Source organism: Syntrophales bacterium (genome assembly GCA_030655775.1).
In the GTDB taxonomy this organism is placed as follows: domain Bacteria; phylum Desulfobacterota; class Syntrophia; order Syntrophales; family JADFWA01; genus JAUSPI01.
This window is the reverse complement of sequence record JAUSPI010000118.1, coordinates 1-11,386: the sequence shown is the minus strand read 5'-3', so window position 1 is coordinate 11,386 and position 11,386 is coordinate 1. Positions and strand designations below refer to the sequence as shown.

General features: G+C 44.4%; 11 protein-coding genes. 2 read left to right on the top strand and 9 right to left on the bottom strand.

From position 1 onward, the window contains the following. Positions 1-138: 138 nt before the first annotated feature. From Q7J27_06320 to Q7J27_06280, 9 genes are all read right to left on the bottom strand, one after another. On the bottom strand, positions 139-1,497 hold the full coding sequence (locus Q7J27_06320; protein ID MDO9528760.1) for a hypothetical protein: 1,359 nt from the start codon (positions 1,495-1,497) through the stop codon (positions 139-141). 295 nt (positions 1,498-1,792) lie between these two features. Next, the gene (locus tag Q7J27_06315) at positions 1,793-5,035 is read right to left on the bottom strand and encodes a helicase-related protein (protein ID MDO9528759.1); all 3,243 of its coding nucleotides are present in this window, start codon (positions 5,033-5,035) and stop codon (positions 1,793-1,795) included. A gap of 196 nt (positions 5,036-5,231) precedes the next feature. After that, entirely contained in the window at positions 5,232-6,887 is a 1,656-nt protein-coding gene (locus Q7J27_06310; protein MDO9528758.1) for a prolyl oligopeptidase family serine peptidase, read from the bottom strand. 65 nt (positions 6,888-6,952) lie between these two features. Further along, positions 6,953-7,384, bottom strand: coding sequence for a hypothetical protein (locus Q7J27_06305; GenBank protein ID MDO9528757.1), 432 nt, complete (start codon positions 7,382-7,384; stop codon positions 6,953-6,955). A gap of 339 nt (positions 7,385-7,723) precedes the next feature. Beyond that, positions 7,724-8,023, bottom strand: coding sequence for a helix-turn-helix domain-containing protein (locus Q7J27_06300; GenBank protein ID MDO9528756.1), 300 nt, complete (start codon positions 8,021-8,023; stop codon positions 7,724-7,726). Next, positions 8,023-8,259, bottom strand: a complete 237-nt coding sequence (locus tag Q7J27_06295; protein MDO9528755.1) for a type II toxin-antitoxin system RelE/ParE family toxin — start codon at positions 8,257-8,259, stop codon at positions 8,023-8,025. Before Q7J27_06295 ends, Q7J27_06300 begins: the two co-directional genes overlap by 1 nt. A gap of 107 nt (positions 8,260-8,366) precedes the next feature. Beyond that, positions 8,367-8,621 (bottom strand): type II toxin-antitoxin system MqsA family antitoxin, encoded by a 255-nt coding sequence (locus Q7J27_06290; protein ID MDO9528754.1) that lies wholly within the window; start codon positions 8,619-8,621, stop codon positions 8,367-8,369. Further along, positions 8,596-8,940 carry a DUF4258 domain-containing protein gene (locus Q7J27_06285; protein ID MDO9528753.1) on the bottom strand — a complete coding sequence of 115 codons (345 nt, stop codon included), beginning with the start codon at positions 8,938-8,940 and terminating at the stop codon, positions 8,596-8,598. The genes Q7J27_06290 and Q7J27_06285 overlap by 26 nt, the downstream gene beginning before the upstream one ends. A 353-nt stretch (positions 8,941-9,293) precedes the next feature. Further along, complete coding sequence (locus Q7J27_06280; GenBank protein ID MDO9528752.1) at positions 9,294-9,494, bottom strand: type II toxin-antitoxin system HicB family antitoxin; 201 nt, start codon at positions 9,492-9,494, stop codon at positions 9,294-9,296. Positions 9,495-9,840: 346 nt separating this feature from the next. Here Q7J27_06280 and Q7J27_06275 point away from each other — a divergent pair, with 346 nt between their 5' ends. Both Q7J27_06275 and Q7J27_06270 read left to right on the top strand, forming a co-directional pair. Beyond that, positions 9,841-10,665 (top strand): ion transporter, encoded by an 825-nt coding sequence (locus Q7J27_06275; protein MDO9528751.1) that lies wholly within the window; start codon positions 9,841-9,843, stop codon positions 10,663-10,665. Positions 10,666-10,932: 267 nt separating this feature from the next. After that, complete coding sequence (locus tag Q7J27_06270) at positions 10,933-11,193, top strand: EF-hand domain-containing protein (protein MDO9528750.1); 261 nt, start codon at positions 10,933-10,935, stop codon at positions 11,191-11,193. Positions 11,194-11,386: the final 193 nt, after the last annotated feature.

Here is an 11,386-nt window from a genome sequence, read left to right as displayed (position 1 = left end):
AGTCTTGTGGAAGCCCATTGTATGTTGCGCCAGTCCTCAATGAGGTAAAACCACCGACTGGAGAGCCGGATGCGGGAAATCCGCAAGTCCGGTTCGGAGGGAGGGGCGATACAAACCAATGTATCGTTCCTACCCCTATCAGGGGGTGAGTCGGGAATGACAGGGGGTGAGTCGGGAATGACAGGCAGAAACTTCAGTGGCAAGGTAGTTAATCAAGCTCTGTTGACACATATAATGGACGATCTCACGCGGCGTGTAGTAGGCGCCCTGACCCTTGCGCAGGTTTTCGGGAAGCAGGTTTTCAAATACCTTTCCCAGCATTTCCGGATCAACGGCCACCTCTTTTTCCAGGGGCTCGTCTTCCTTAACGGTAAAGTTATAGCGGTCAAAGATATCCAGGATACCGGTGCCTGTATCTCCGGCTTTTGTCTTTTCCTTGTTTGAAAACAATTCATCAGGCAAGAGAATATTTGTATTTTCCCAATCGTATGTTGCTTCGAATAATCCGCCATTCAGGAAAGGGATTTTGCAGTCAAATTTCGGGTAATAGCTCAGATCAATTGTCGCCCGTCCTTCGGTGGTGGCCAATGCTTCGTAAAACAGATATTCCAGATAATCGTTGAAGAAGTTTTTGTTCTCCGCAATACATCTTTTTAGCAATGTCCCGAGAAATCTCTTATCACCCTGCCACCATCTTTCATCTTTGGGTACGCCCAGCCACCCTTTCTTTTGCAGGAAATAGAGGAAAACTATCTGGCCCAGCAGTTTCTTGGCAAAATTGGCGGTGTCAATGGATTTGGTTTCAAATTCCTGTTTTATCTTGCTGTCTTTTTTTAGAATGCGATCAAGCTCTTCGGTTAGTTTCTTGAATAAACCTTTATAGTCCAGATAGAATTGTTTGGTTACCGTTTCAACACTAAAGGCATCCTCCAGTTCTGAGAGGGTGGGATTTCTTGAATCATTTTTCAGAAGGGGCAACAACTGCTGCTGGGCGGTATGATTCGGCTCATTTTTGCCGACAAGGAATGAATATCTTCTTGCCGGGGTGAGTTCTTCTTTTATTTTGACTTTCCCGGATTCTGTGACCTCCTCTTTGTATTCCATTCGCACATAGGAAAAACGCCAGTCGTCTAAATCAGTAGAAGCAAAGGCGACCAGGGCCGCATCTCTTAACACACCGCCACGGCCCCCGTTTAGATACCACGCAATGAAGTTTCGCTGCCTTGTGCGGGCATGTTCAAGCGCGGCTTCCCGCTTTAGATGCACGATGAGTACGTCAATTCTTTCGCCATTTGGGTCTGTGTAAGCGCCGATGCGACGATATTGTTTAACGTGGTCTGCGAATGAATGTCTGATGTAGTTTCCATGTAAATACGAAAAGGCTTTTGATTCATCGATATCGTTAAGAAGGTTTCGTATAAAATTCGAGAAACTGCTTTCATTGAAAGGGCGGTTGAATGTATTGCTGATTAGATTTTCCGCTGCCTGTTTATCCATGATTATATTCTGCCCCTCACCCTAACCCTCTCCCACCAAGAGACTGTGTCGCAATCCCCTTTTTTGTCATTTCGAGCAAAGCGAGAAATCTTAATCGTTAGTAATGTTAATATGTTAAGATTCCTCACATTCGTTCGGAATGACATTTCCCCCTTATTTATATTGGAAAAAAGTAAAAATTTTTCTTGACAAAAACCGAATTATTGTTAAACTACATTCGCAAGGTGCGCAATCATCTTGCAGAATTCCAACGCTTAAGGGCTCAGTTATTGAGTCCTTTTTGCTTTTGTGGCCTTTATTTCTTTCCAGTCAAAAACTCAGACAGAATAACCTCTCTTTTAGTCGAAGAAACCTGCTGTCCCGGTCTTTCTGCATCCAGAATATTATAGGGAATGGTTTTCTTTAGTATCGACAGGACCTTCAGGGGATTGGTTTCTTTTTCGATCTTTTTCTTGATGCCCTTGGTAGTATTCTTTGGAATCACACCGTCCTCATATCCTCTCAGAATAAGTCTGACATATTCATCGTCATCATCCGTAAAACCCTGGTATTTTCGGAATTCTTTTGCCTTCAAACGCATGATGACATAGCGTTCATTGGAAAGCCCGCCACGTCCGCCTGATCCTTTCGGTTCAAAGTCTTCGCCTGAAGTGACAAAGCGGAACTGTTCTTTGTTGTCTTTTAGCATCGGATAGAATTGCTTTGGTATTTTCTCCCGTTTTGTATCTTCATCACATTTTAGGATATCCGCGGCTTCAAAGAAGGTGCATTCCCTGGAACCATTCCCGCCCGACATAAAGAACTTTTTCAATTTGCCTTTGCGAAAGAAGGTAATCAACTGATCGTTTTCCGTGTTGAATTGTCTGGCGGAACGCGCTTTCTTTGGAAGGTTTTTAATTTCTTCAAAAAGAGCGGGGGAATTGTCGCGAATATCCCGGATAAACTTCAGATATTTTAACTCGGATTGTACTTCTTCATCATCGCCCGCATATGTCTTTTTGTCCGCAAGCTTTTGATACAGTGAATCTCCGAATAATTTATGGGACGATACGACTTCTTCATCGGTAAGATATCTTGCGTCCTCTCCCAGGGTATCGTGGAAGGCCTGGATCTTGGATTTGATATTATCTTCCAGGCCGATATGCCTGTCTGATTGGTCCGTGGGGAAGAAGTTGAATACATAGATACTCTTATGTTCGGTTCCTACACGATTCACCCGTCCCACTCTTTGAAGCACTTTTGTCGGATTCCAGGGCAGGTCATAATTTACTACGATATTCGAACGGTGCAGGTTGATGCCTTCCGCAAGAATGTCGGTGCTGATAAGAATCTGCAGATCGTCGTTTTGGGTCCTGTGAGTGGGATCGTAATTTTCCTTGATAATGCGCCGCGCGTCTGTAACCGACTTTTTGCCTTCCGCAGTCTGTCCGCCTTCGCTGGAGTAAAACAATACCTTGTGTGGAAATCGCGCGCTGAGATTATCATAGAGATAATCGCCCGTTTCCTTTGATTCTGTAAAGATGATAAGCTTCTTGTCTTTCAGCTCATTATTTGTTTTTAGATCATCAATGAAGGTCTCTATCTTCGGATCCGAATCGACAACCGACCACAGATCGCGGATTACTTTCAGTAATTTCAAGTCAGCCTTGAGGTCTTCTATAAATTCCGGCCTGAACTGTCCCGCGTCATGCCGGCTTATCCTTTCCTGCTCTATGAATTGATGTATCTTGTCCTCGTTGTCTTCATCCAATAGATCGTAAACGTCAACAGTCTTGCTGATATAAATCGTTCCCTTGTTGAACATATCAATGAAATTAACGTAAGATTCAACAAAACGAGAGATTGTCTTACGAAACGCATGAAAACTGCTTTCAAGCCGTTTCACCAGAATGACCTTCATGAAACCGCCGACATTGCGCTGGCTTTGCTTTTCAAGTTCAGAAACCTCTTCTTTCAGATATAGTAGGGGTGTGTAGCGGGCGTATTTGAATCTTTTCAGTAATTCTATGGTGTTATTGAAGGTTGTGTTTATCTCGTCATCGAATTCATAAATGATTCGCCGCGGGTCTTCAACATCCGGGAAGAACAGGCCCTGCTCATCAATATCCCTGTTGAAATACTTTATAATTTCAGACCGCGTCCTCCGCACCATCGTATATTTGAGGATATTCTCCCTGATTTTTCCAGAACCTTCCTTGATGGCGCTAATGTATTCCGGGTCTGATTTTTTGATATTCTTGAGCCTGTTCGTAAGACTCTTAAAGAATTTTTCAAGATTCGGCGCTCCCGGAATTGTTGATTTCTTGGGAATCTGAAAGAGTTTCAATTGGCTTAGAATATCATCAAACGTATTGTTCAGAGGTGTCGCGGAAACCAGAATGACTTTTTTGCCGTGGCAGATCTGATGAATCATTTCAAAGCCCTGGGTATATTCATTCCTGAAACGGTGCGCCTCATCAATGAATATATAATCGTATTTTTCCGTTCCATCCTTTATGATTTGATCAAGTTTACCGAGAGATTCCACCTTTGTCTTTTTGATCCCAAAGTCAAAAAATGTCTCTTCCCAGTAGTCCTTGAGCACGGGAGGACAGATAACCAGCTTGCCGCCGGGCAACTGTTGAGCCAGCATGGCGGATATAAATGTTTTCCCCAGACCGACGACATCGGCCAGAAATACACCGTTGTAAGCATCCAGAATTTTTTTGGCGGAGACGACTGCCTGTTTTTGATATTCAAGCTCCATAAAACCTTCAGGCAGGTCCAACTCAATCTCCTCATCCAGATTGATATCTTCCTTCAGGTATTCGTAGAGCATTTTCAGGTAAAGATGATAGGGGATGATCGCGTCATTGAGCCAGGTTTTGCTCCGGATGGTATCAACATATTCCTGTGAAATGTTTACGCCGTCTTTCCACAGGTTTTCAAATTGCTTGAGGGCGAATTCAACATCAACCTTGTCTTTTAATTCGACGTTGAATTCCCTGTTTGCAATAAGGCCGCTCTCTGAAAAATTGCTGGAGCCGGTGATTACCCTGCCAAAGTCCAGCTCATCTTTTTTAAAGCGGCTGATATAAACCTTGGCGTGGATGTTTTCACTTGGATAGGCACGAAGTTCCATCTTTTTCCCGTTGCCGCCGTTGGCCATGTCCTGGTCTTTGTTGGGGCAATCGGCAGTCAGAAATTCCAGGAATTTTCTTATTCCGATTTCGGTCTCATAAGAGTCTTCCGATTCACCCATTTCGGATGCCGTCTGTTCGCTGAACATACGTTTTGTTCTGCTGTGCGATTCGAAATCGAATTCTCCCCTGGATCGTGTCTCTTCGATAATTTCATAGGCTTTCTGATCAACATTCAACCCGACTAAAATTCTGATCTTATCAATGGATTCAAATGACTCGTACAATTGATGGAATCCACTGGTGCGGAAGTACCCGACCAATACATCGAAGCATTGTACGTGTTTTAATGTCTTTCTGAACCGGTCAAGCAGCGCATAACCCGGTTCATTTGTGAAGAAGGTGGTATCGGTAATCATCTATTTGTTTCCTGTAAAGATCATTGATAGTTTAATATCTGGCATCTTTTGGACATTTCTTGTGTTAGAAAGAAAAGATCGTTTGTTGTTTAGGTCATGTTACCTTCTTCTGTTTTGTTAACAGCTTTTTTATAGTTAACAAAAATAGTTGGAATGTCAAGGAATATCAGAAGCTTTTAACTTGGAACGGCTTTCCCTATTTATTCCCAATGTTAAAGAAGTACTTGTCAAACCACTTCTGCTCCTCTATCATCTTCCTCCTCTGGTGTGACAGCTTCTGGAGAACATGGGGCTCTCCGGGGAAAACGTACAGCTCGACAGGAGCACTTCCATACTTCTGAATCCCCCGGTAGGTAATCCAGACCTGGCTTGGAGGAACGTTTATGTCCTCGGAACCGATGAACATTATCACGGGAGTCACGACTTTCCTTGCATCGTAGAAAGGCGCCTTCTCCGGATTCTTATAGAGACCGGGATTCTCTATCGGGCTGGCACCCAGGTAGTACTCGCACAGAGAATAGCCCACGTAGGATTGGCCCCAGTACGATACCCACTCGGCTCCTCCCGCCCCGCATGAAGCCACTTTGAACCTCTGGTCATGGGCAATCAGTGCGTTCGATAGAATGGAGCCCTGGGACCAGCCCATGGTGCCGAGCCTGTTTTCGTCAACCATCCCGAGTTCAACAAGGCGGGCTATGCCCTTTTCAATGTCCTCTATGGGGTATTCGTACATCTTGCCATCGCGAATAGACCGGGAAAACTCCAGTCCGTAGCCGTAACTGCCATGATAGTTGGGATCAAGTACAAACGCTCCCTTCTGTGTTATGATGTGGTACGGCAGCATCCAACCAAGCAGCGTCCACCGGTCCCTGATGCAGTCGAGGGGCCCACCGTGGAGGTTCAGCATCAGAGGATACTTCTTCCCGGGGTCGTAATCGGCCGGGTAATAGAGCATTCCTTCTACGGCCTCACCGAGGGCTCCCTCCCAGGTTATCGCCTCCGCTCCGGGGAAGGACTTTCCTTTGTATTGAGGATTGAGGTTCGTATACGGCTTTGGGTCTTTGATGCTATCGCCATCGACAGACGCAACGTACCACTGGGTGGGCTTGCTTGCCGTCGAATGCTGGTAGAAAACGGTCGTGCCATCCCGAGTGGTTTCTATTGAGAAGATGTTTCCCTGATGGGCCGTCTCCATAATCCGGCGCTCGTAGCCGTTCTCATTCTTCACGTACCGCGCGAGCTTTGGATGGCAGCCATCTTCCAGGATTGCCAGAAAGCCGTTGCCGGTGGGACTGACCTTCGACATCTGCATCAGGCCCCGTTCCCAGCCGAGATCCAGGTTCTTCTCATCGCCGGACAGGGCATCATATGTCCACAGATGATCAACATAAGCAAAGATGAACTTGTCCTCAGCAAACGCCTCGGTTGCGAACAAGGTCTTCGAATCGGGCGACCATGCCCAGTTTTCCACCGCTTTTATCACGGAGAAAATCTGCTTCTCCTCGCGCCGGTCGATTTCATAGATGAAATATCTGAAAGGAATGTCCTGATAGTACTGTGACTTCGACGACGCCGCTTTCGTCCTGCACAGAAATACATGCTTGCCGTTTGGGGACACGGAAAGAGCCAGGGTGTTGTCATCGTTCTCTGTTAACCGCTCGGTTCGCCCGCTGGACAGCTCCAGCCTGAACAGACGGACCGGCGTTTCACAGTATTGCGTTACGCGAATAGTATCGTCTTTCTTGCTCGAAGCTTCCTTCGCGCTTCCGTCCGTCGTGATGTACAGAATCGCTTCAGTTCCCGCCCAGCCGAAGTCGTTGACTCCGCCCGGTACATCCGTTAACTGTTTCATGGCGCCGCTTTCAGGCGTCACGCTCCATACCTGGGCACCGGACGCGGTCGTAACGCCTAAAAATGCTATCGCTGTACCCCTGGTGACCATTTGAGACCGCTGATCGACATGAATTGAGAGCCGGCAAGCTGCTTTGTGCTGATATCATCCACATTTGTCACGGACAGAGCGAAGAGCGGAAACTCTTTCCCTTCCACATAACCTGCTTTTACCCAGGCTACGCTTGCGCCATCCGGGGACACCGCCTGTTCGGTAACAGATTCCATGTATAGCAGGTCGTCGATAGATATTTTCTGCGACTCGCCTATTTTCCGGCCCGGTTTCTTGGAGGGGTCCTTCAGCTGAAGATTTAAAGACCCGCACCCCACCAAACAGATAATGGTGAGGAGCGAAACCAGGGCAAGAGCAATGAACAGGGCAATACTCTTCGGTCGGTGTTTACCCCAGGAATCCCGTTCAGGTGGTTTGCTTGCAGGACCGCCAATCGACATGACCATAATTGCTTCCCCCCTTATTGTTCAATAGACCGGCATTCCCTATATGACTTTCCCGACGCAGTGATTTCAGCATTAATCGATTTAGACAAGGTAGATAAGGTAGTGATTTTTCGTAACGTGAGTATATGGAGAGAAGATTTGTGTGTCAAGTGGATTTTGGCAGCAAAATATTGGGTGATTGCCTGTTATTGGGTGAGAGTCGTATCGCGGAATAAACAGGGACAGCTGTCCCTGTTTATTCCGGCACATGGTTTGTCCATGGCACCCTTATTGAGGGAGGAAAAGCGAATTGAGCTGGAAGCTATGCTGGAGAAGTATGGTGGTTGGGGAAATATTGAGTTAGACATTGTCTTTCTTGAAAACTTTGAGCTCATCCGGGCTAAATACAATGTTTCTTCCAACCCTTTTATGTTTTATGGTTCCTGCTTTAACCCACCGCCTCAAAGTAACCTCGGCTACCCCAAGATATTCGGCAGCTTCTTTAACGGTAAATGGCGACTCTCTGATTTCGTCAAAGACTTCAGCGTGGTTGTATAAATCTTTCTCAAATCCTTGTCTTGCTATCACAGTAAATAATTTTTCTCTTTCTTTTAATGGCATATCTAAAATTTCTTTATAAACTTTCTCAGCAGTAATCATTATGATTCAACCTCCCTTAGATATTTCTTGAGTTCACGATAAAAATTCTCATGGGGACCTATTATGAAAAACACTATTTCATCCTCTTGAAAGCGATAGGCAATCAAAAACTTCTGTTTTCCATAAGAAAATTTATGAACTCGAAAATCTACCAAATCCCCTTTTTTCGATTTTCCTATATCAGGATTTATTGCTATTTTCTCGACTTCATCCTCGGTGAATATGGGCGAGAACATTGTTTGTAGAAAGGATAGCACGGGGTTTTGATAGATGGGGTCAAAGAAGAGTTTTTCCCGACGAGCTATAAGTGCGGATGGATAACGGGAATTTCTTGCCCCGTGCTTTACGCTGCCTCGTAATAAATAATTGATACTTCGGAGTGCAGCTCTTCGATACGGTCAAGAAGCGTTTCAACATTGCCGGCGACATGACTTTTCATATATGCCTCACCGCAGTCTGAACAGATTTCAGCAGGCACGTTTTTGATAATGGCAACTTTTTCTCCCATTAAAAACGGCAGGGTTGTAATACCGTCATCCATTCCCCCACCGCATAAGGGACATTTTTTGTATTTATTTTTTTCTCTTTTTCCAACCATCTTCCCACCTCTCTGCGGACGGTCTATAAACAGTGACAATTAATATTCTGTCAAAATCCTCATCCAATGCTACGACAACATGAACAGGTTCTTCATTAATAAATCCAAGAACCAGGCAATCCGGCAACGGACGTCCTGTCACGTGGTAATCTTCAACGAGAACGCAATTTTTGAGGGCATCCTCTACCTGTGATTTTCTCAGTCCCTCAATCCTCAGCTTCTTGACAGCATGGAATGACCACAACATCTTTTCATTTATTGCTGCAATATGTTCACTGGCCTTCTCGCGAATAAACAATCGTTTCTTTATCTTATTCATACCATTTCAAGTTCATGTCATGATCTCAATAGAGCTATTTAGGATTTCACTATAGCATATTAAATGAATTTTGATGAGAAAGTTTTTATTGCTTGCGTACTAATATCAAATCGCCTTCCTTCGCCCAGTTGGCGGGCACCCACAATTCCCACGCCGTGATTAGTTTATCCGCCGACATTGACGGATCAATCTTTGTGTTTCTTTGTATTTCAAGTGCAGAAACAACTTCTTCAGATTCATTTGTACGCAACCATTGTTCAATCAAGGAAAGATACTTTTGAATTCTTAATGAGAAGATTTTTTTGCAATATATGGAATTTACAGAAGCTTGATAAAACCTTCTACAGTTAGGCCTACCTGACGAATGATAGCGCGTATGGAGGTATTGGTTCGCCATGAGTTTTTAAGCTTTCCAGATATGCGGCAATTGCTTCCTGGATATTTTGCAAAGCTTCTTCCCGAGTACTGCCCTGTGGAATACAACCGGGCAGTGCCGGCACTTCAGCAACAAACATGCCGTCTTCGTCTTGCTCAATTAAGGCACGATATTTCATTTGAGTTCCTGTAAAAATTTGTAGTTAAGTGTTATTTAGATTGAAATATATCAATAACCAAATGAATTGTAAAGGTTTGATTTTATGGCAGGAACACGGACAAACAATACCGGATCAAGGTCCGGCACGGACAAACAAGTTTGTCCATGGCACCCTTTTTGTTATTGTTTGTCCGTGGTGCCCTTTGAGGAGGTTTATTTGCACGGACAAACAATACCGGATCAATGTCCGGCACATGGTTTGTCCATGGCACCCATTTTGTTCTGGGCAGAAATTTTTTTGAAAAAAGTGAAAATGTGTGTATAACGGTATAACATGTTGAAAATAAAAGACGGGATTTTTGGCTATGAACAGCTTCCGGGAAACCATCCAGTTTTATCTTGTTGACTCGAAGACACCGCTGGGAAAACTGATCGATATATTCATAATAATCCTCAACTTTGTAATATGTGCGATTCTTGTCGTTGAGACATACGATGTATCCGAGGCGGTGCACAGCCTCCTGTGGAATGCGGAAGTTATAATTGTGGTTTTCTTCATCATCGAGTACGTAGCGAGGCTCTATGGATCGCGGGACAGGCTGAGACAGTTGGTCGATATTTACAGCGTGATAGATCTCATAGCAATCCTGCCTACAGTGGCGCTTCTTGTGTTTCCGGTCTTCGGCGTTGCACTCAATGTAGGGTTCATCCGTCTGATAAGGGCTTTCCGTGTCTTCAGGATCTTCAGGTTTTTGCGTTATGCCGCGGACCCGGATTTCTTCTTCGGAAGTATCACCGTGCATTTTTTGAAGGTTGTACAGCTTCTGATTACAATATTCATGATATTTTTCATCTCTTCAGGCCTCTTTTATACCGTTGAAAGTGCAGTCAACCCTCACGTCCGGAATTTCGGTGACGCCTTTTATTTCACGGTAGTGACCCTTACAACAGTCGGTTTCGGTGATATTATTCCGCTTTCGGAAGCGGGACGCATGGTAACGGTACTGATGATAATTTCAGGGATTATTCTTATACCCTGGCAGGCAAGCCGGCTTGTAAGGGAGTGGATACATATCGCATCGAAGCAAGACATTACCTGTCCGCAATGCGGCCTTCGTTACCATGACAAGGATGCATCACACTGTAAGAGCTGCGGGCATGTTATCTATCAGGAACACGAAGACGTTTAGTTTTGAAGCATTCGTAAAAAGTTTTTTTATCACCCAAAATCATGTCCTGAAGTTGTTTCAGGATCATTCAGGGTCTCTAACTTGCTGAAATAATTAGATGCTGAAACAAGTGAGATCCTGAAACGAGTTCAGGATGACAAATGGTGCAGTTTATGACTTTTTACGGGTACATTAGTTTTGAATAATTGGTTTTTCTCGTGACAATGCTTGCATTAAAGCCGTGGCAGGAGTATAAATAGTGAATTCTTGTAGAAAAGGAGAAAAAGGATGAAAATAATGAAAAGAGCGCTGATTTTGTTGCTGGTTTCCGTGTTCATGTTCACGGCAGTTCCGGTATTTGCCGGAGGAGAAACACCACAGGAAGTGTTTTATTCCCTGGACGTGAACAAGGATGGGAGGGTTATCAAAGAAGAACTGAGGATCATCTATCCTAGTAAGACAGTTTTGGAAGAAAAATTCATTATCTTTGATAAAGACGGCAATGGTTATGTCGAATTAGATGAATTTATTGAAATTTATAACAAATAACGACGAACATTCAGCGTCCGACATTTAGCCCTGAATGAAAAGCGGCTGTTTATTAGAGTCTTTATTCACAACAACTGCGTTTTTTGCGCAGATGTTGGTACCAGTTCAAACAGCAAGATTTAGTTAAGAGTGTAAAGTGAACTAAAGTGAGCTAAAGTGCCTAAAGTTAAAAAATGCGCTTTCAGCGCAGCCT